This window comes from Nocardioides panzhihuensis, from assembly GCF_013408335.1.
GTDB classification, from domain to species: domain Bacteria; phylum Actinomycetota; class Actinomycetes; order Propionibacteriales; family Nocardioidaceae; genus Nocardioides; species Nocardioides panzhihuensis.
Map to the genome: position 1 here is coordinate 2,635,953 of NZ_JACBZR010000001.1, position 18,864 is coordinate 2,654,816.

Annotated in this window: 18 protein-coding genes; 9 read left to right on the forward strand and 9 right to left on the reverse strand. The window is 68.8% G+C overall.

All coding sequences use genetic code 11. The features are described 5' to 3' along the window. Positions 1–19: 19 nt before the first annotated feature. The 3 genes from BJ988_RS12515 to BJ988_RS12525 are packed head-to-tail and all read left to right on the forward strand — an operon-like array spanning position 20 to position 3,520. Complete coding sequence (locus BJ988_RS12515) at positions 20–1,018, forward strand: carbohydrate ABC transporter permease (protein ID WP_179658292.1); 999 nt, start codon at positions 20–22, stop codon at positions 1,016–1,018. Beyond that, complete coding sequence (locus BJ988_RS12520) at positions 1,002–1,880, forward strand: sugar ABC transporter permease (protein WP_179658293.1); 879 nt, start codon at positions 1,002–1,004, stop codon at positions 1,878–1,880. The genes BJ988_RS12515 and BJ988_RS12520 overlap by 17 nt, the downstream gene beginning before the upstream one ends. A 14-nt stretch (positions 1,881–1,894) precedes the next feature. Then, on the forward strand, positions 1,895–3,520 hold the full coding sequence (locus tag BJ988_RS12525; RefSeq protein WP_179658294.1) for a glycoside hydrolase family 13 protein: 1,626 nt from the start codon (positions 1,895–1,897) through the stop codon (positions 3,518–3,520). A 72-nt stretch (positions 3,521–3,592) separates the two neighbouring features. Here BJ988_RS12525 and BJ988_RS12530 read toward each other — a convergent pair whose 3' ends face one another. Together BJ988_RS12530 and cobA are read right to left on the reverse strand one after the other, a co-directional pair. Continuing rightward, positions 3,593–4,396: a TrmH family RNA methyltransferase gene (locus tag BJ988_RS12530; protein ID WP_179658295.1), complete on the reverse strand. Its 804-nt coding sequence runs from the start codon at positions 4,394–4,396 to the stop codon at positions 3,593–3,595. Between the two features lie 7 nt (positions 4,397–4,403). After that, positions 4,404–5,630 carry a uroporphyrinogen-III C-methyltransferase gene (cobA, locus tag BJ988_RS12535; RefSeq protein WP_179658296.1) on the reverse strand — a complete coding sequence of 409 codons (1,227 nt, stop codon included), beginning with the start codon at positions 5,628–5,630 and terminating at the stop codon, positions 4,404–4,406. 69 nt (positions 5,631–5,699) lie between these two features. On the opposite strand from cobA, the gene BJ988_RS12540 reads away from it, so the two are divergent. After that, complete coding sequence (locus tag BJ988_RS12540) at positions 5,700–6,227, forward strand: YbhB/YbcL family Raf kinase inhibitor-like protein (protein ID WP_179658297.1); 528 nt, start codon at positions 5,700–5,702, stop codon at positions 6,225–6,227. Between the two features lie 50 nt (positions 6,228–6,277). Here the strand turns inward: BJ988_RS12540 and BJ988_RS12545 are convergent, their stop codons facing one another. The 3 genes from BJ988_RS12545 to BJ988_RS12555 form a co-directional block, all read right to left on the reverse strand. Continuing rightward, positions 6,278–6,940 (reverse strand): response regulator, encoded by a 663-nt coding sequence (locus tag BJ988_RS12545; protein ID WP_179658298.1) that lies wholly within the window; start codon positions 6,938–6,940, stop codon positions 6,278–6,280. Between the two features lie 144 nt (positions 6,941–7,084). Then, on the reverse strand, positions 7,085–7,729 hold the full coding sequence (locus BJ988_RS12550) for a CE1759 family FMN reductase (RefSeq protein WP_179658299.1): 645 nt from the start codon (positions 7,727–7,729) through the stop codon (positions 7,085–7,087). Next, a complete protein-coding gene (locus tag BJ988_RS12555; protein ID WP_179661471.1) occupies positions 7,726–8,916 on the reverse strand; it encodes an LLM class flavin-dependent oxidoreductase in 1,191 nt (396 codons plus the stop codon). Before BJ988_RS12555 ends, BJ988_RS12550 begins: the two co-directional genes overlap by 4 nt. A gap of 149 nt (positions 8,917–9,065) precedes the next feature. Here BJ988_RS12555 and BJ988_RS12560 point away from each other — a divergent pair, with 149 nt between their 5' ends. Genes BJ988_RS12560 through BJ988_RS12570 form a run of 3 tightly spaced genes read left to right on the forward strand, consistent with a single transcriptional unit; the run spans position 9,066 to position 11,656 of the window. Beyond that, positions 9,066–9,887 carry an ABC transporter permease gene (locus BJ988_RS12560; protein ID WP_343051588.1) on the forward strand — a complete coding sequence of 274 codons (822 nt, stop codon included), beginning with the start codon at positions 9,066–9,068 and terminating at the stop codon, positions 9,885–9,887. Further along, the gene (locus BJ988_RS12565) at positions 9,880–10,707 is read left to right on the forward strand and encodes an ABC-2 family transporter protein (protein ID WP_179658300.1); all 828 of its coding nucleotides are present in this window, start codon (positions 9,880–9,882) and stop codon (positions 10,705–10,707) included. Before BJ988_RS12560 ends, BJ988_RS12565 begins: the two co-directional genes overlap by 8 nt. A 1-nt stretch (position 10,708) precedes the next feature. Beyond that, positions 10,709–11,656, forward strand: coding sequence for an ABC transporter ATP-binding protein (locus BJ988_RS12570; protein ID WP_343051589.1), 948 nt, complete (start codon positions 10,709–10,711; stop codon positions 11,654–11,656). A 13-nt stretch (positions 11,657–11,669) separates the two neighbouring features. Here the strand turns inward: BJ988_RS12570 and BJ988_RS12575 are convergent, their stop codons facing one another. Then, a complete protein-coding gene (locus BJ988_RS12575; RefSeq protein ID WP_179658301.1) occupies positions 11,670–13,055 on the reverse strand; it encodes a condensation domain-containing protein in 1,386 nt (461 codons plus the stop codon). Positions 13,056–13,309: 254 nt separating this feature from the next. Here BJ988_RS12575 and BJ988_RS12580 point away from each other — a divergent pair, with 254 nt between their 5' ends. Next, positions 13,310–14,251 carry an alpha/beta hydrolase gene (locus tag BJ988_RS12580; RefSeq protein WP_179658302.1) on the forward strand — a complete coding sequence of 314 codons (942 nt, stop codon included), beginning with the start codon at positions 13,310–13,312 and terminating at the stop codon, positions 14,249–14,251. Between the two features lie 246 nt (positions 14,252–14,497). Next, positions 14,498–16,213 (forward strand): BCCT family transporter, encoded by a 1,716-nt coding sequence (locus BJ988_RS12585; RefSeq protein WP_343051591.1) that lies wholly within the window; start codon positions 14,498–14,500, stop codon positions 16,211–16,213. A 46-nt stretch (positions 16,214–16,259) separates the two neighbouring features. Here BJ988_RS12585 and BJ988_RS12590 read toward each other — a convergent pair whose 3' ends face one another. Genes BJ988_RS12590 through BJ988_RS12600 form a run of 3 tightly spaced genes read right to left on the reverse strand, consistent with a single transcriptional unit; the run spans position 16,260 to position 18,832 of the window. Further along, positions 16,260–16,928 (reverse strand): nitroreductase family protein, encoded by a 669-nt coding sequence (locus tag BJ988_RS12590; protein ID WP_179658304.1) that lies wholly within the window; start codon positions 16,926–16,928, stop codon positions 16,260–16,262. 48 nt (positions 16,929–16,976) lie between these two features. Next, the gene (locus tag BJ988_RS12595; protein ID WP_179658305.1) at positions 16,977–17,738 is read right to left on the reverse strand and encodes a TSUP family transporter; all 762 of its coding nucleotides are present in this window, start codon (positions 17,736–17,738) and stop codon (positions 16,977–16,979) included. A 14-nt stretch (positions 17,739–17,752) separates the two neighbouring features. After that, positions 17,753–18,832, reverse strand: coding sequence for an SPFH domain-containing protein (locus tag BJ988_RS12600; protein WP_179658306.1), 1,080 nt, complete (start codon positions 18,830–18,832; stop codon positions 17,753–17,755). Positions 18,833–18,864: the final 32 nt, after the last annotated feature.

The window sequence follows — 18,864 nt, forward strand, 5'->3', positions numbered from 1 at the left end:
AGAAAGACCAAGTCGTCCGATGACTCTGACAGCACCAGCGCCCGCCGCCGAGACCCCGCGGTCTCGGCGGCGGGCGCCCGGCCCCTTCCAGCGCATGCGGGACTCCTACCTCCGCTACTGGTACGCCTACGCGATGGTCGCGCCCGTCGTGATCGTCCTCGGCGTGCTCGTCGGCTACCCGCTCGCCCGCGGCTTCTACCTGACCCTGACCGACGCCAACAGCCTCAACTCGGCACGCACCATCGGCGTCAACACGATCGACGCGACGTACAAGTTCATCGGTCTGGACAACTACGCCGAGATCCTGTGGGGCCCGGCGGCGTACGACCGCTTCTGGTCCCACTTCGTCTGGACGATCGTCTGGACCGTCACCTGTGTCGTGCTGCACTACGTGATCGGGCTCGGGCTGGCGATGCTGCTCAACCAGAGGCTGCGCGGACGCGTGGCGTACCGACTGCTGCTGATCCTGCCGTGGGCGGTGCCGACGTTCGTCACCGTCTTCGCCTGGCGGATCATGCTGGCCGACGCGGGGGTCATCAACACGATGCTCGGCACGATCGGCCTAGCCGAGCCGAGCTGGCTCGAGGACCCGACCTGGCAGCGTACGGCCGCGATCATGGTCAACACCTGGTGCGGCGTGCCGTTCATGATGCTCTCCCTGCTCGGCGGGCTGCAGTCAATCGACGAGAACCTCTACGAGGCCGCCGAGATCGACGGCGCCAGCGCCTGGCAGCGGTTCCGCCACGTCACGCTGCCGGGGCTCTCCTCGGTGAGCTCGACCGTCGTCCTGCTCGGGGTGATCTGGACCTTCAACCAGTTCGCGATCATCTTCCTGCTCTTCGGCAACACCGCGCCGGACGCGCAGATCCTGGTCACCTGGGCCTATCGACTCGGCTTCGGGCAGCAGCCTCGCGACTTCGCCATGTCGGCGGCGTACGGCGTCCTGCTGCTCGCGATCCTGATCGTCTTCACGTCCTTCTACTACCGGTGGTTGAAACGCAATGACCAGCTCGCCTAGCACCAGCGCGCCCCGAAAGCCTCAGCGGCGACGCGGCGAACTCGGCCCGGTCGCCCGGGTGGGCACGCACGTGACGCTCTCGGTGGCGTCGATGATCGCGCTGTTCCCGATCTTCTGGCTCCTCTACCTGTCCCTGGGACCGGACAAGGACGACTACCTCCACCCCGGCGGTATCGCCGCGAAGGCGACGCTCGACAACTACTGGTTCGTGCTCACCAACACCGCCTTCTTCGACTGGCTGTGGTCGACGATGGTGGTCGCGGGCGGCACGACCCTGTTCGGGGTGATGTCGGCGGCGACGACCGGCTACGCGGTCTCCCGGATGCGGTTCCCCGGCAACCGGACGCTGATGTGGGTCCTGCTGCTGACGCAGGCGTTCCCGATCGCGGTGCTGATCGTGCCGATGTACGAGATCTTCTCCCGGCTCGGCCTGGTCGACTCCCACTTCGGTCTGATCCTGGTCAACTGCACCACCATCGTCCCCTACTGCTCCTGGCTGCTGAAGGGCTACTTCGACACCATCCCGATCGAGCTCGACGAGGCCGGCATGATGGACGGGCTCACCCCGTTCGGTACGTTCTGGCGACTGATCCTGCCGCTGGCTCGCCCGGGCCTCGCTGTGGCCGCGTTCTACGCTTTCATCACCGCCTTCGCCGAGGTCGCCTTCGCCTCGACGTTCCTGCTCGACGACTCGAAGTACACCTTCGCGGTCGGGCTGCAGAGCTTCATCAGCGAGCATGACGCGCAGTGGAACCTGATGGCTGCCACCGCGGTCCTCATCGCCATCCCCGTGACCATCTTCTTCTACCTCGTCCAACGACACGTCGTCACCGGTCTGACCGCCGGCGGCGTCAAAGGCTGAAAGGCCCCACGAACATGAACAGCTCCTCCCTGAGCACCGAATGGTGGCGTGACGCCGTCATCTACCAGGTCTACCCCCGCAGCTTCGCCGACAGCGACGGCGACGGCACCGGTGACCTTCCCGGGATCCGGTCCCGGCTCCCCTACCTCCGCGACCTGGGGGTGGATGCCGTCTGGCTGAGCCCGTTCTATGCCTCGCCGCAGGCCGACGGTGGCTACGACGTGTCCGACTACCGTGCGGTCGACCCGCGCTACGGGACGCTGGACGACGCTCGCGCGCTGATCACCTCGGCGCACGAGCTCGGGTTGAAGATCATCGCCGACATCGTCCCCAACCACTCCTCCGACCAGCACGTCTGGTTCCAGCAGGCGCTGGCCGAGGGGCCGGGGTCGCCGATGCGGTCGCGCTACCACTTCCTCCCCGGGCGCGGTGAGAACGGCGAGGAGCCGCCCAACGACTGGGACTCGATCTTCGGTGGACCCGCCTGGACCCGGGTGCCGGACGGCGACTGGTATCTCCACCTCTTCGCCCCCGAGCAGCCCGACTTCAACTGGAACTCCCCCGAGGTCGCCGCCGAGTTCCTCGACATCCTGCGGTTCTGGCTCGACCTCGGCATCGACGGCTTCCGCATCGACGTCGCCCACGGCCTGGTCAAGGCCGAGGGCCTGCCCTCCATCGGCCACGCTGACCAGCTCCACCTGCTCGGCAACGACGTGATGCCGTTCTTCGACCAGGACGGCGTCCACGAGATCTACCGCACCTGGCGGCGGGTGCTGGCGGACTACCCGGACCGGATCTTCGTCGCCGAGGCGTGGACACCCACGGTGGCGCGGTCGGCCAACTACGTACGCCCCGACGAGCTGCACCAGGCCTTCAACTTCGAGTACCTCGACACCGCCTGGGACGCCTCGGCACTGCGCAAGGTCATCGACAGCTCCCTGGACGCGATGCGGCCGGTCGGCGCCCCGGCGACCTGGGTGCTGTCCAACCACGACGTCACCCGTCACGCCACGCGGTTCGCCAACCCGCCGGGTTCCGGCACCCAGATCCGTACGCCGGGTGACCGCGAGCTCGGTCTGCGGCGGGCCCGCGCGGCGACGCTGCTCATGCTGGCGCTTCCGGGCTCGGCGTACGCCTACCAGGGCGAGGAGCTCGGTCTCCCCGACGTCACCGACCTGCCCGACGAGGTCCGCCAAGACCCGTCCTTCCACCGCGCCAGCGGCCAGGACGGCTTCCGCGACGGCTGCCGCGTGCCGCTGCCGTGGACCCGGTCGGGTTCGTCGTACGGCTTCGGCGACGGTGACTCGTGGCTACCGCAGCCCGCGGAGTGGGGGGATCTGAGCGTCGAGGCCCAGACCGGCGTCGAGGGTTCCACCCTCGAGCTCTACCGCTCCGCCATCGCCATCCGCCGCGACGTCCCCGGCCTCGGCGCCGGCGACGCGGTGACCTGGCGCGACGGGGCCCCCGCCGGAGTCCTCTGGTTCGAGCGCGACGGCTTCGCCTGCACGGTCAACACCACCAAGGAGCGCGTACGCATCACCGCCCCCGGCCGCGTACTCCTCTCCTCCTCCGGCCCCCTCCCCCTCACCGACGGCTCCGCCGACCTCCCCGGCGACACCACCGTCTGGTGGGAGCTCTAGCCGAGAGGTCGCTCCGGTCGGCCGAGTTGGCACATCTGTGCCCACTCGGCCGACGTACGTGACGCCTCGACGCTAGCGGCGGGCGGTGACGTAGCAGGCGACGGCGGTGGCGGCGGCTACGTTGAGGGAGTCGATGCCGGCGGACATCGGGATGATGGCGCGGCGGTCGGAGGCCTGCTGCCAGCGCGGGGAGATGCCGTGGCCCTCGGAGCCCATGACGAGGGCGACCTTGTCGACGCCTTCGACGGCCTTCTCGATGTCGACGGCGTCGTCGGCCAGGGTGAGGGCGACGGTGGTGAAGCCGGCGGCGGAGAGGGTCGGGAGCGCTTCGTACCAGTCCGGCAGGCGGGTCCACGGCAGCGCGAAGACGGCGCCCATCGCGACCTTGATCGAGCGCCGGTAGAGCGGGTCGGCGCAGCGGGGAGCGAGCAGCACCGCGTCGAACCCGAGCGCCGCGCCCGATCGGAAGATCGCGCCGACGTTGGTGTGGTCGACGATGTCCTCGAGCACCAGGACCGAGCGGGCGCCCTCGAGCACCGATTCGACCGACGGCAGCGGCCGCCGCTTCAGCGACGCCAGCGCGCCCCGATGAACATGGAACCCAGTCACCTCCTCGGCGGCCTTCTCGCTCATCACGTAGCACGGCGCATCGGTCGTGGCGAGCACGTCGGAGAGACCGTCGAGCCACTTCGGCGCCATCAGAAACGACCGCGGCTCGAAGCCGCCGGCCACCGCGCGACGTACGACCTTCTCCCCCTCGGCCAGGAACAGCCCCTCCGAGGTCTCGAGGGACTTGCGCAGCTCGACGTCGCGCAGGTCGCGGTAGTCGGCGAGCCGCGGATCGGCGGGGTCGGAGATCTCGATCAGCTCAACCATCAGGCGCCTAGAACGAGTCCGGGTGGGCGACGCGGACCACTTCACCGATGACGATGATCGCCGGGGGCTGGACGTTCTCGTCGACCAGGACCTTCTCGAGGGTCTCGAGGGTCGCCAGGACCGTACGCTCCGTGGGCATCGTGCCGTCGCAGATGACCGCGACGGGGGTGCCTGGGTCGCGGCCGCCGTCGAGCAGGGCGGTCGCGATCGCAGGGGCGTTCTGGACGGCCATGAGGAGGACGAGGGTGCCACCCAGGCCGGCGACGGCAGGCCAGTTGGTCAGCGAGGTGGGGTCGTTGGGCGGGACGTGGCCGGAGATGACGGTGAACTCGTGCGCGACGCCGCGGTGGGTCACCGGGATCCCGGCGACGCCGGGCACCGTCACCGGCGAGGTCAGGCCGGGGATGACGTGCACCGGGACACCGGCCTCACGGCAGGCGAGGACCTCCTCGAAGCCACGGCCGAAGATGAAGTTGTCGCCGCCCTTGAAGCGCGCGACCGCCTTCCCCGCCCTGGCTGCCTCGACGATGATCCGGTTGATCTCCTCCTGCTGGGCCGAGCGGCCGCGGGGGAGCTTGGCGACGTCGACCAGCTCGACGTCGGCGGGCAGCTCGGAGAGCAGCTCCCGCGGCGCCAGCCGGTCGGCGACGACGATGTCGGCCTCCATCAGGGCTTTGCGGCCGGCGACCGAGATCAGCCCGGGGTCACCCGGGCCGCCACCGATCAGGGTCACTCCGGGCACGCGCTGGCGCTCGTGCGGAGCGATCAGGTCACCGGAGCGCAGCCCGTCGAGGATCCGGTCGCGTACGCCCGCGGAGCGCCGCGGGTCACGGTTGGCGAGCACGGCGACGGTCAGGTCGCCGTCGTGGCCGGTCGCCGGGGTCCAGGCGGTGGCCTGCGTGCCGTCGTCGGAGCGTACGCAGAAGATCCGACGCTCCTCGGCCGCGGCCGAGACCGCCTCGTTGACGTCGGCATGCTGGGCCGCGGCGATGACGTACCACGCGTCGTCGAGCACCTCGGCCGAGAACCGGGCCTGGTGCCAGGTGATCTCCCCTGACCCGAGCAGGCCTTCCAGCGCGGGCGTCAGTGACGGCGAGACGACCTCGACCCGCGCCCCCGCGGCGATCAGGGCAGGCACCCGTCGCTGTGCGACCCGGCCGCCACCGACGACGACCACCCTCCGCCCCTCGAGGATGAGGCCGGCGGGGTAGGGAACGACGTGCTCTGAACTCATGGGTACATCCTCGCCCAACACCGGGGTGCGGCCTGACAACGGGTCGATTCGCGGACTACGTTGGTGGGCATGGCACTCGATCGCCCGGTGAAGCCGGATCCCTACTCGCTCATGCCCGCCCTCCCCTCCTTCACGCTGACCAGCGGTGACGTGACGGATGGACAGCCGCTGAAGCAGGACCAGGTCCACGACGGCGGCAACACCTCTCCACAGCTCAGCTGGAGCGGAGCGCCGGAGGGGACGAAGTCGTACGTCATCACCTGCTTCGACCCCGATGCGCCCACGCCCAGCGGGTTCTGGCACTGGGCGCTGGTCGACGTCCCCGCCGACGTGACCGAGCTCCCCGCCGGCGCCGGTGCCGGCAGCGCCGAGCTTCCGGGCAAGGCGTTCCACGTCGCCTCCGACTTCGGCACCAAGGAGTTCGGCGGCGCCGCACCTCCCGCCGGCGACCAGGTCCACCGCTACTACTTCGTGGTCCACGCCGTCGGCGAGGAGACGCTGGGCGTGAACGACGAGGTCACCCCGGCGGTCGTCTCCTTCAACCTGGCCTTCAAGGCGCTGGCCCGCGCCGTCCTGGTCGGCACCTACCAGCACTGAGACGCGCGTGGGGCCCGGGTCACCCCGGGCCCCACCCCACTCAGCACCTCTCAGGCGAGATGGGTCAGCGGCGTCGGCGTACGTCGATGCTCGACGTCGAGAGAGAGCCCGAAGGCGAGGAACATCTCGCTCAGACACTGCTCGAACTGCCGTCGTCCGCTGAAGAGCCTGCTGATGATCGACCGCTCGGGGAACCCGGCGTGGATCAGGCCCAGCACCTCGCTCTGCCGCATCGTCAGCCTCGCCATCGCCTCGGCATCGGCGTCGGGCGACGCCTCGACCATCCGCGAGATGACCTCGGGGTCGACGACGACCTCGCCCGACGCCACCCGGCCGACGACGTCGAAGAAGTGCGGGACGGTGCGTACGCGCGACTTGCGCAGGTAGCCGAGACCGCCGGTGCCGATGCTGGCGAAGACCGAGGCGGCGTAGGCCGTGTCGACCGAGTCCCCGAGCACGACGATGCCCATCTCCGGCACCTTCTCGTGCAGCCGGAGCGCGGCGCGGATGCCCTCGTCGGCCAGACCCGCGCCCAGCCGCGCGTCGGTCACCACCAGAGTCGGCAGCGTGTCGGTCGCCGCCTGGATGAGCCCCTCTGCGTCCGCGGCGTCGGCGACCACCTGGTAACCACCGCGCGCAAGCAGGGCCGTGAGTCCAGCACGAAGGAGAGGCGACTCGTCGGCAACGACGACGCTCGGCTCATAGCTGTGCACAACGGCTCCGCTCGCGGTTCGGGGTAGCGGTCGAGACGCATTCTGTCGCATGCCACCGCAAACCCCCGGGATCTAGCGGCCGTGTTCGCATCGGCGGCCCCCAGAAGCCCGTCAGAAGCCCGTCAGATTCCCGGCAGAACCCCGTCAGAACTGCGGCGGCCCCTCCGAGGCGCGCTTGAGCAGCGTCTCGAACGAGGTCGGACTGGCGAACTCGTCCTCCACCAGCGTCCGGTGGGGCGCCGGAGCGGGCGCGCCATCCGACACTGCGAGCAGAGCGGCCAGCTCGGCGGCAGCGCGGTCGACCCGCTTCGCGAGCTCCGGGCCCCCGGCGAAGTCCTCCGTCGCGGCGAACACGCCGGTCGGCACGACCACAGCGTGCAGGTAGGCGAAAAGCGGCCGCAGCGCATGCTCGAGCACCAGCGAGTGCCGGACCGTGCCAGCCGTCGCGGCGACCAGCACCGGCTTGCCGTCGAGAACGCCCTGCTCGAGCACGTCGAAGAACGTCTTGAACAGGCCCGAATACGACGCGGAGAAGACCGGGGTCACCGCGATGACGCCGTCGGCGCGGCGCACTTGGTCGATGGCCGCCTGGAGCGCCGGCTTGGCGAACCCTGTCAGCAGGTTGTCGGTCAGCTCGTGCGCCAGGCCTCGCAGCTCGACGTGCTCGACCTCGACCTCGGCGCCACGGGCCTGCACGGCCCGGGTCGTCGCCTCGCCGAGCATGTCGGCGAGCAGCTTGGTCGAGGACGGGACCGAGAGCCCCGCGGAGACCACCACGATCCGGGTCACAGCTCCCCCTCGAGAACCTTGGCGACCTCGGGGTCGTCCGCCCCGAGACCAAGGTCGGTGCGGTCGGACGAGCCGGTGGCGGAGTCGCCCTCGGCGTACACGGTAGAGTCCTTCGAGCCGCCGGCCTTCTCCACCAGGGAGGCGTGGGTCGGGGCGTCCGGGACACCGGGCTTACGCAGCTTCTCGAACTCCGCGCGCAGGGTCGGCAGGATCTCGCCGTAGAGGTCGAGCTGCTCCAGCACCGTCTTCAGCGGCAGCCCGGCGTGGTCCAGCAGGAAGAGCTGACGCTGGTAGTCACCGACGTACTCACGGAACGAGAGCGTCCGCTCGATGACCTGCTGCGGCGAACCGACGGTCAGCGGCGTGGCCTCGGAGAAGTCCTCCAGCGAAGGGCCGTGACCGTAGACCGGCGCGTTGTCGAAGTAGGGCCGGAACTCGTTGACCGCGTCCTGGGAGCTGGGCCGCATGAAGAACTGCCCGCCCAGACCCACGATCGCCTGGTCGGCGGTGCCGTGGCCGTAGTGCTCGAAGCGCTGGCGGTAGAGCTGCACCATCTGCTTGGTGTGCGATGCCGGCCAGAAGATGTGGTTGTGGAAGAAGCCGTCGCCATAGTACGCAGCCTGCTCGGCGATCTCCGGCGAGCGGATCGAACCGTGCCAGACGAACGGCGCCACGCCGTCCAGGGGCCGCGGCGTCGAGGTGTAGCCCTGCAGCGGCGTACGGAAACGGCCCGACCAGTCGACGACGTCCTCGCTCCACAGCCGACGCAGCAGGGCATAGTTCTCGATCGCCAGGTTGATGCCCTGGCGGATGTCCTTGCCGAACCAGGGATAGACCGGGCCGGTGTTGCCGCGGCCCATCATCAGGTCGACGCGGCCGTCGGTCAGGTGCTGGATCTTGGCGTAGTCCTCCGCGATCAGTACCGGGTCGGTGGTGGTGATCAGCGTGGTCGCCGTGCTCAGGATGATGCGCTCGGTCTGCGCGCCGATGTAGGCCAGCGTCGCGGTCGGGTTGGAGGCGATGAACGGCGGGTTGTGGTGCTCACCGGTCGCGAAGACGTCCAGGCCCACCTCCTCGGCGTGCTTGGCGATCGCGACGGTCGCCTTGATCCGCTCGTGCTCCGTCGGGGTCCTGCCGGTCGTCGGGTCCGTCGTCACGTCGCCGACGGTGAAGATGCCGAACTGCATACCCATGTTCCCCTGCCCCTTTCGTGACCCGAGACTGTCCCGGTCCACGGTAGTTGAAATCCGAACTACTCGGCAAACAGTTGCTCAATCAACGTTATTCCAGGAAACCCCTTGGCGTACGCGGGACCCCGTGTGCCAACGTACGTCAGGTGTCCGGGCCGCTGCATCCACAGATCAGCCTGTACGCCGCGATCGCGACCCGGTCCTTCCGCCGCTACTCCACCTACACCGCAGCCACGCTCGCCGGGATCTTCACCAACTCGGTCTTCGGGATCATCCTCAGCTTCGCCTATCTGGCGCTGTGGGAGCAGAACCCTTCGGCCGGCGGCTACGAGGCCGACCAGGCGGTCACCTTCGTCTGGATCGGGCAGGCGCTGCTGATGACCGTCGCACTGTGGAGCGGTGGCTCGACCGACGACCTCGCCGAGCGGATCCGCACCGGTGACATCGCCGTCGACCTCTACCGCCCCGTCAGCGTCCTCGGCTGGTATCTCGCCGCCGACCTCGGCCGCGGGCTCTACCACTTCGCGACCCGAGGGGTGGCGCCGGCGATCGTCGGCGCGCTGCTGTTCGGGCTCGTCACGCCCTCGGTCGTCGGCGCGGCCGGGTTCCTGGTCAGCGTCGTCCTCGCCGTGGTGGTCAGCTTCGCCGTCCGGTTCCTCTTCGCCGCCAGCGCCTTCTGGCTCCTGGACGCGACCGGGCCGCGGGTGCTGCTGAGCGTGCTGGCCACCTTCTTCAGCGGGCTGACCCTTCCCCTCAACCTCTTCCCCGACGGTCTGCGCCAGGTCGCGCTCGCGCTGCCGTTCGCCTCCTACATCCAGACCCCGGCCGACATCTGGCTGGGCCGTCACACCGGGCTCGACATGATCGCCGCGATCGGGCTGCAGGTGCTGTGGGCGGTCGTGCTCCTGGCGACGTGCGCGCTCGTGCTGCGCGCGGCGACGCGCAAGGTGGTGGTCCAGGGTGGTTGATGCCGACACGCCTGCGGCGTACGTCGCTCATGCGGTTCGCTCCTACTGGCTCATCGCGCTGCTGTGGATCCGAGCGGCGATGGCCTATCCGGTCTCGTTCTGGACGATGCTGGTCGGCGGCGTGCTCATCACGTTCCTCGACTTCGTGGCGATCTGGCTGATGTTCACCCACGTCGACACCTACGGCGGCTTCACGCTGCGCGAGATCGCGCTGCTCTACGGGCTCACCTCGATCGCGTTCCGCATCGCCGACATGCTGGTCGGAAGCGTGGAGAAGATCGGTCGATACGTACGCAGCGGAGACCTCGACGCGATGATGACCAAGCCGGTCCCGGTGCTGGTGCAGCTGTGCGCCGACCGGTTCGAGCTGCGCCGGCTCGGCCAGATCGCGCAGGGTCTCGCAGTGTTCGCGTGGGCGGCACCGATCGTGGAGTGGAGCCCGCAGCGGCTGGCCGTGCTCGTGCTCGCGCTCGTCTCGGGCGTGGTCATCTACTTCTGCGTGTTCGTGATCTTCTCGACGATCCAGTTCTGGACCACGGACGCCTCGGAGGTCGCCAGCGCCTTCACCTACGGTGGCAACACGATCATGCAGTATCCGATGACGATCTTCCCGCGTGAGGTCGTCAGGTCCTTGACCTACCTGCTGCCGCTGGCGTTCGTGAACTGGTACCCGTGCCTGTTCCTGCTCGGCCGCACCGATCCGTTCGGCTCCCCGGACTGGTTCCGCTTCGCCTCGCCCCTGGCCGCGCTGGTGCTGGTCGGTGTCACCACGCTCGTGTGGCGTCAGGGGCTCCGTCGTTACCGATCCACCGGGAGCTGATGTGTCTCTGATCGAGGTGCGGGACCTTTCTCGCGAGTTCACGATCCGCAAGCGTGCGGGTGCTTTCAGACGTACGTCAGTGGTGAAGCACGCCGTGCACGACCTCTCGTTCGACATCGAGGCGGGCGAGATGGTCGGCTACATCGGCCCCAACGGGGCGGGAAAGTCGACCACCATCAAGATGCTCACCGGGATCCTGGTGCCCTCCGGCGGGTCTGCGCTCGTCGCCGGCCTGGAGCCCTCTCGCCAGCGCCGCGAGCTGGCCCGGCGGATCGGGGTGGTCTTCGGGCAGCGTACGTCGCTGTGGTGGGACCTGCCGCTGCACGACTCCTTCGAGCTGCTGCGACGGATCTACCGGATCCCGGACCAGACCTTCCGCCGCAACCTGGAGGACCACGTCGCGCTGCTCGACCTCGGCGACCTGATGGACACTCCCGTGCGACAGCTGAGCCTCGGCCAGCGGATGCGCGGCGACATCGCCGCGGCGCTGCTCCACGACCCCGAGATCCTCTACCTCGACGAGCCGACGATCGGCCTCGACGTGGTCTCCAAGGGGCGCCTGCGGGAGTTCCTGCGGGCCCTCAACCACGAGCGGCGCACGACCTTGATGCTCACCACCCATGACCTCCAGGACATCGAGGCGCTGTGCGACCGGGTGATCGTGATCGACCACGGTACCGCCGTCTTCGACGGCCCGCTCTCGTCGCTACGCGCGACCGGCGGGTCGTCCCGCACCCTCGTCGTCGACCTCGTCGACGAGGCCTCCCCCATCGCCATCGAGGGCGCCCGGGTCGTGAAGATCGAGGGCCCCCGCCAATGGCTGGCCTTCCCCGCCGGCGCCTCCGCGGCGCCGCTGGTCGCCCAGATCACCGCTGCGTACGACGTCGCCGACCTCTCCATCCACGAGCCTGACATCGAGGACGTCATCCGGCAGCTCTACTCGCGCTGACCTCGGCCGGCCCTCATGCCGTCCCCTCTAGCTCGGACGTCTCGACCTGCGCGATCTCGTCGATGAGCGCGCTCATCCCGCTGATGAGGCCACGCACTGCCCGCTCCGCGGCGACGGCCGCCGGGTAGCGCGTCGCGACGTTGAGACCGTCCGGGTCACGCACGAGCCACAGGTAGACCTCGTCGTCGGCGCGGGCGGGGGCCCGCAGCGTACGGGCGTCCCAGTCGTGCCAACGCTCGGCGCCGGCGGTGAAGCGGGTGTCGACGAAGGTGACGACGAAGTGCGGGGCGTCCTCGACCCCGAGCAGGTCCGCAACCCGCGCGAACGGTTGGCGGACCAGCGGCTTCGTCTCCGCGAGCGCGGCCTGGACACGGCCTGCTACCTCGGGCAGCGTCTCGGCGCCGGTGATGTCGAGGGTGACCGGGACCAGGCCGACGTACCAGCCGACGGCGGCGGCGTGCTCCGTGGTGTAGCGGGTGTGCATGGGCGCCACGAAACGCATCCGCTCGACGCCGTGCTGAGCCCGCAGGACGTACGCCATCGCGCCCATCATCCCGGCCTGGAACGAGACCCCAGCGCTCTTGCACAGCTCGCCCAGGACCCGTGCCTGACGGGGGTCGCCGAGCCACTGCGACAGGCCGGCCTGTGGCAGCGGCGCCGCCGAGGCGGGTACGTCGGTGATGCCCTCGACCGGGAAGTCGGCGAACCGCAGCGTGCCGTCCGGAGTCGTCAGCCAGTCGCGCCAGACCCGCACCGACTCGCTCTCCAGCGACATCGCCTCGCCCGTGACCCGCTCGGCGGCGGAGTGGTCGATGTGGCTGCCGGTCGTGGCCACAGCCAGCTCGGCGAACGGCTCACCGGCCCGTGCCCGCTCGTAGAGCGTGGCGATCTCCTCGAACCAGAGCAGCTGGGAGTAGGCGTCCATGACCCCGTGGTCGGCACCGAAGACGAGGGTGAAGCCGTTGGTGTCGGCCACCGTCGCGAACACGACGTGGGGCCAGGCCGACGGGTCGATGTGGTCGGCGAGGAGGTCCGCGACGCAGGACCTGGCGCCCGCGGCGTCGAACCAGCCCAGGGAGGTGGCGCTCATCGACACGTCCGCAGGTGCGACCGCACGGCGCCGGCGGCCGGTGGGGGTCTCCTCGACCGTCCCACGCAGCGCCTCGTGGCGTCCGAGCCAGGCCCGCAGCGCGAGCGTCAGCGCCGTGTGGTCGAGCGGCCCTGCCAGCCGCATGATAGACCCGATCCAAGAGCCCGCCTCAGCCGTGTCGAGGTGCAGCTCGTGGTTGTGGGACAGTCGGCGGTCGTCGTCGACCCAGGCGCTCGGCTCCGCGGTGGGGATCCACGCGGTCACCTCGCCCGGGGGTACGTCGTACGCGGACAGCTCGGTGTACTCCATCGGAGCGTGGAGGTCCTCTCTGAGGTGGGCTCATGGTGGCAGGCGCCATCTCCGGGACTTGAACGAACCTCAAGAACGCCGTAGCCCGAGAAGACGACCCGCCGATGACGGCAGCAGATGTCGTCTCGTGTCACCAACCATTGTGCCCGCTCGCACGCCCGGACCTCGACCATCCCAGACGTGGGACTCCCCACACTTCGGGCGTCGACGGACGTCGCGAGCGCACGCCTGGGTTCTGGTGAGAAGATGCGGTCATGACGATCGACGTACTCGGTGAGCCCTACACCGTGGAGACCATCGAACTCTCGGACGACTTCGAGGGCACGGTCGTGGCCACGCTGGTCAAGCGGGACGCCGACGGCGACGCGAAGGGCGCGGTCCTCTACGTCCACGGCTTCTCCGACTACTTCTTCCAGAAGGAGTACGCCGAGTGGTGGACCGCACGCGGCTACGACTTCTACGCCCTGGACCTGCGCAAGTACGGTCGCTCGCTCCTCGAGCACCAGTCGGGGACGTACATCGGTGATCTCTCCGAGTACTTCGACGAGATCGACGCCGCCTGGGAGCGCATCACCGAGCGCGACGGCCACTCCCACATCATGCTCAGCGCTCACTCCACCGGCGGGCTGACGGTCTCGCTGTGGGCTCATGACCGCCAGCCCGACGCCCTGGCCGGGATGGTGCTCAACTCCCCGTGGCTCGACCTGCAGGGCTCGTTCCTGCTGCGGGAGCTGGCGACGCCGGTGGTGCGCCGGATCGGCCACCGGGTCCCGATGCGTGAGCTGGGTCGTGACGTGAGCGGCTACTACACGATGTCGCTCCACGTCGACCACGACGGCGAGTGGGAGTTCGACCTCGGGCTCAAGCCGGTCGGTTCCTACCCGATCCGGCTCGGCTGGCTCAAGGCGATCCGCGACGGCCACGCCAGGCTCCACCGGGGCCTGGACGTGAAGGCGCCCGTGCTGGTGCTTTCCTCCGACCGTTCCAGCAAGCCCAAGGCGATGGGCGACATCGTCCACTCCACCGACATCGTCCTCGACGTACGCCAGATCCGCCGCTGGTCGACCGCCATCGGCAGGCACGTCACCTACGTCGCGGTCCCCGGCGCGAAACACGATGTGATCCTGTCTCGCCCCGATGTCCGCAAACAGGCATACGCGGAGATCGAGCGCTGGCTGGCGGCGTACGGCGTCTAGATATTCTTCCCGCCCAAACCCAGAACAACTCATCAAATGGCCCGACACAGTCAGGCCATTTGATGTTGTCAATCGCCTGGCCGTTGACCCCCGGTGGACGAAAGACAAAGCCGGTGGGCGTTAGGGTGCTGTGGTCCCGATCCCAACCGGAAGGACAACAGTGTGACTTCTGATAAGAAGACAGACAGTCCGAAACATTCCGAACATCGCAATCCCACCGGCCTCATCAAGTCCCCCACAGGCGACGTGGTCCCCCACCCCGCGCTGGACCTGCCGATCTCGAGCGAACAGGACCGCCGCAAAGGCATCGACTGGGTCGTCTTCGGTATTGCCGCCGCCATCGCCATCGCGTTCATGGCTTGGGGCTTCATCAATACCGACGGATTGAGCTCGGTAGCCAACAACGCCCTTGGCTGGGTGCTGGACAAGGCCGGCTGGTTCTTTGTCCTGACTGCCAGCGGTTTCGTCATCTACATCATCTGGCTCGCCGTCAGCAAGTACGGCAACATACCCTTGGGCCGCGACGACGAGAAGCCGGAATTCAAGACGGCTTCCTGGATCGCGATGATGTTCAGCGCCGGTATGGGCATCGGACTGATGTTCTACGGCGTCAGCGAGCCGATCTCGCACTTCGTCACCCCACCACCGGGCACCGGCGAAGCGGGCAACCCGGAGGCCATCCAGACGGCCATGGCGACCACCATGTTCCACTGGACGTTGCACCCGTGGGCGATCTACGCGGTCGTGGGTCTTGCGATCGGCTACGGCGCCTACCGCAAGGGTCGCGTCAGCCTGATCTCCTCGGCCTTCACGCCGCTGCTCGGCAAGAAGACCGTCGAAGGACCGGCGGGCAAGGCGATCGACATCTTCGCCATCTTCGCGACACTGTTCGGTTCCGCCACCTCGCTCGGCACGGGCGCGATCCAGATCGAGAGCGGCCTGCAGATCGTGGCCGGGCTCGGCGAGGTCGGCAACAACGTCCTGATCGGCATCATCGTCGTCCTGACGATCTGCTTCGTGATCTCCGCGGTCTCGGGTGTGGCCAAGGGCATCCAGTGGCTCTCCAACATCAACATGGTGCTGGCCCTGTTCCTTGCGGTGTTCCTGTTCGTGGTCGGCCCGACGGTCTTCATCCTCGACCTGATCCCGACCTCGCTCGGCACCTACATCGGTGACCTCGCCCAGATGTCGGCCCGCACCGGTGTCGGCGGCGCGGAGACCTCCGCGTGGCTCGGTTCCTGGACCATCTTCTACTGGGCCTGGTGGATCTCGTGGACGCCGTTCGTCGGCATGTTCATCGCGCGGATCTCGCGTGGTCGCACCATCCGGCAGTTCGTCGCCGGCGTGCTCCTGGTCCCCAGTGCGGTCAGCGTCATCTGGTTCGCCATCCTGGGTGGCACCGCCATCGACCTGCAGCGTGACGGTGCGGTCGACATCGCCGGTCTCGGCGGGGTGGAGTCTCAGCTGTTCACCACCCTCGACCAGTTCCCGCTGGCGACGGTGATGAGCGTCCTGGTCATGGTCCTGGTGGCGATCTTCTTCGTCTCCGGTGCCGACGCGGCCTCGATCGTGATGGGCACGCTCTCCGAGCGTGGCGTGGAGGAGCCCAAGCGGGCCACCGTCATCTTCTGGGGTGTCGCCACCGGTGTCGTGGCCATCCTGGGGCTGATCGCCGGTGGCGCGGACGCGCTCTCCGGCCTGCAGACGATCACGATCGTGGCGGCGCTGCCGTTCACGGTGATCATGGTCGGACTCGCGGTCTCGCTGCAGAAGGACCTGCAGACCGATCCGTTGATCGTCCGTGGACAGTACGCCGCGGACGCGGTCGAGCAGGCCGTCATCACCGGTGTCACCGAGCACGGCGACGACTTCGCGTTCGCGGTCGTCGAGGACGACCACAGCAACGACACCGGGTCCACCTCGGTGTCCGAGCCTGGTGAGGGTCCGGCCGACAAGGGCTGATCCTCGAGGTCTGAAACTGATGGCGGGGTCCCTCGGGACCCCGCCATCAGTCGTCTGTCAGTGGCGTCCCTGCGTACGTCTCCAGGGTGACGAACTCCTCGACCGGCTGCCGGCTGAGCCTGGTGAGCTGCCTGACCGGCTTCCCCAGCGGGACGACCGCCGCGACGGCGTAGCCCTCGGGGGCGCCGAGAAGATCGAGGAGCGCCGGCTCCTCCGCGACGGCCATCGTGGTGATGACCCCACCGAAGCCCTCCTCGCGCGCGGCCAGGAGGGTGTTCCACACCAGCGGGTAGACGGAGGCGCCCGAGACGACCCCGACGCGGTCGAGCTCGGAGTCGATGGAGGCGACCACACCGAGGTCGACGAGGAAGACGAGCACCGCCGCCGCGGTGAGCAGCGGCTCGGTCATCGCGCGCGGGACCCGGGTCGCGGCGATCTGCTCGTCGGTGACCGCACTCGGGTGGATGGTGTTCCACGGCATCTCCCCCGCCGCCTGCTGCGCGAGGTATCTGCGAGCACCCGTCGCGCTCAGCTCGACCAGCCGTTCGCGGGTCTCCTGGCTGCGTACGACCACGACGTGGGCGCCCTGCCGGTTGCCGCCGGAGGGCGCGAAGCGGGCGTTGTCGAGGATCCTGGCGAGGACCTCGTCGCTCAGCGGGTCGTCGGTGAAGTCGCGTACGGCATGGGTGGTCCGCATCGCCTCGTAGAGCTCCATGGGGCCTATCCCATCAGACCGGCCCAGCCGCGGGCCGCCCCAGCGGGCTCAGCCCAGCAGGAAGGCGACCAGAGCCGTGATGCCGACGACGACGATCACGCCGCGGAGCACGTTGGGCGGCAGCCGACGGCCGATCCTCGCGCCGAGCAGGCCTCCGATCGTCGCGCCCACTGCGATCAGCGCCGCGATCGTCCAGTCGACGTCGGCCACGAGGGCGAAGAGGAGCCCCGAGATCCCGTTGGTGATCGCGACCAGGACGTTCTTGAGCCCGTTGAGCCGTTGCAGCGACTCGGCGACCCCGATCCCGATGATCGCGATCATCAGCACGCCCTGAGCGGCACCGAAGTAGCCGCCGTAGACGCCGAGCAGGGCGATCGCCGGCCAGACCCACCAGCGCTCGCTGCCGTCGTCGGGCACCTCGCCGTGCCGCTTGGCGACCCAGCGGGAGATGCGCGGCCCGGTGATCACCAGGACCACCCCGAGCCCGATCAGGACCGGGACGATCGCCTCGAACGCTCCCGGCGGCAGCACCAGCAGCAGGATGCCGCCGACCGCGCCGCCGATCAGCGCCGCGACCCCGAACCGCAGGATCCGTGCGCGCTGACCGGAGAGCTCACGACGGTAGCCCCAGGCGCCGGCCAACGAGCCCGGCACCAAGCCGATCGTGTTGGACACGTTGGCGACCACCGGAGGTACGCCGAACGCCAGCAGGGTCGGGAACGTGATCAGCGTCCCCGACCCGACGGCTGCATTGATGGTGCCCGCCCCCACCCCGGCGAGCAGGATGAGGGCGGCTTGGAGAAGATCCACTCAGTCTCCGGACACTATTCCGTCGGCTCGACGGGAGGCTTCGGCCGGTTGGGGGCCTGCGCCTCCTTGGCCTCGGCGAGCGCCTCCTTGACGGCGGCGGCCGCGGAGGACTGCTCGAGGTCGATCGTCGGCTCGGCCGAGCCCATGTCGACGCGCTTGACCGGGCCCTCGACCTCGTCGGGGATGCCCTTGAGGCTGTTCATCGTCGAGCCGAGGCCCTCGAGCGCCTTGCCGATCTCGCTCGGGACGATCCACACCTTGTTGGCGTCGCCCTCGGCGATCTTCGGCATCATCTGGAGGTACTGGTAGGCCAGGAGCGACTGGTCGGGACGGCCGTCGTGGATCGCCTGGAAGACGGTCTGGATGGCCTGGCCCTCACCCTGGGCCCGCAGGATCGCGGCCTCACGGTCGCCCTGCGCCGAGAGGATCTGCGACTCACGCTGACCCTCGGCGTTGAGGATGGCGGACTGCTTGTTTCCCTCCGCCGAGAGGATCGCGGACTGGCGCTGACCCTCGGCGGTGAGGATCGCCGCGCGCTTGTCACGGTCGGCGCGCATCTGCTTCTCCATCGCGTCCTTGATGGACATGGGCGGGTCGATCGACTTGATCTCGACGCGCTTGACCTTGATGCCCCAGCGGCCGGTGGCCTCGTCGAGCACGATCGAGAGGCCGGTGTTGATCTGCTCGCGGCTGGTCAGCGTCTCCTCGAGGGTCATGCCACCGACGATGTTGCGCAGGGTGGTCATGGTGAGCTGCTCGACGGCCTGGATGTAGTTGGCGATCTCGTACGTCGCGGCGACCGGGTCGTTGACCTGGAAGTAGATGACCGTGTCGATCGAGACGGTCAGGTTGTCCTCGGTGATCACCGGCTGCGGCGCGAACGCGACGACCTGCTCACGCATGTCGATCATGTAGCGCACCTTGTCGACGAACGGGATCACCGCGTTCAGACCGGGGTCTCGCTTCGACTGGAACTTGCCGAAGCGCTCCACGATGCCGACCCGCGCCTGCGGGATGATCTTGATCGTCTTGGCCAGTGTGGTGATAACCAGCACCGCCAAGATGACCAGTAGGGCCAGGATGATGCCACCCATTGCCATTCAGTCCTTGTCTAGTTCAGTTGCGT

What these genes read in the sequence shown, in the direction of transcription:
- BJ988_RS12515 (WP_179658292.1), top strand. Translation starts at nt 20, where the DNA reads ATGACTCTGACAGCACCAGCGCCCGCCGCCGAGACCCCGCGGTCTCGG.
- BJ988_RS12520 (WP_179658293.1), top strand. Translation starts at nt 1,002, where the DNA reads ATGACCAGCTCGCCTAGCACCAGCGCGCCCCGAAAGCCTCAGCGGCGA.
- BJ988_RS12525 (WP_179658294.1), top strand. Translation starts at nt 1,895, where the DNA reads ATGAACAGCTCCTCCCTGAGCACCGAATGGTGGCGTGACGCCGTCATC.
- BJ988_RS12530 (WP_179658295.1), bottom strand. Translation starts at nt 4,396, where the DNA reads ATGGTTGAGCTGATCGAGATCTCCGACCCCGCCGATCCGCGGCTCGCC.
- cobA (WP_179658296.1), bottom strand. Translation starts at nt 5,630, where the DNA reads ATGAGTTCAGAGCACGTCGTTCCCTACCCCGCCGGCCTCATCCTCGAG.
- BJ988_RS12540 (WP_179658297.1), top strand. Translation starts at nt 5,700, where the DNA reads ATGGCACTCGATCGCCCGGTGAAGCCGGATCCCTACTCGCTCATGCCC.
- BJ988_RS12555 (WP_179661471.1), bottom strand. Translation starts at nt 8,916, where the DNA reads ATGCAGTTCGGCATCTTCACCGTCGGCGACGTGACGACGGACCCGACG.
- BJ988_RS12575 (WP_179658301.1), bottom strand. Translation starts at nt 13,055, where the DNA reads ATGGAGTACACCGAGCTGTCCGCGTACGACGTACCCCCGGGCGAGGTG.
- BJ988_RS12580 (WP_179658302.1), top strand. Translation starts at nt 13,310, where the DNA reads ATGACGATCGACGTACTCGGTGAGCCCTACACCGTGGAGACCATCGAA.
- BJ988_RS12590 (WP_179658304.1), bottom strand. Translation starts at nt 16,928, where the DNA reads ATGGAGCTCTACGAGGCGATGCGGACCACCCATGCCGTACGCGACTTC.
- BJ988_RS12600 (WP_179658306.1), bottom strand. Translation starts at nt 18,832, where the DNA reads ATGGGTGGCATCATCCTGGCCCTACTGGTCATCTTGGCGGTGCTGGTT.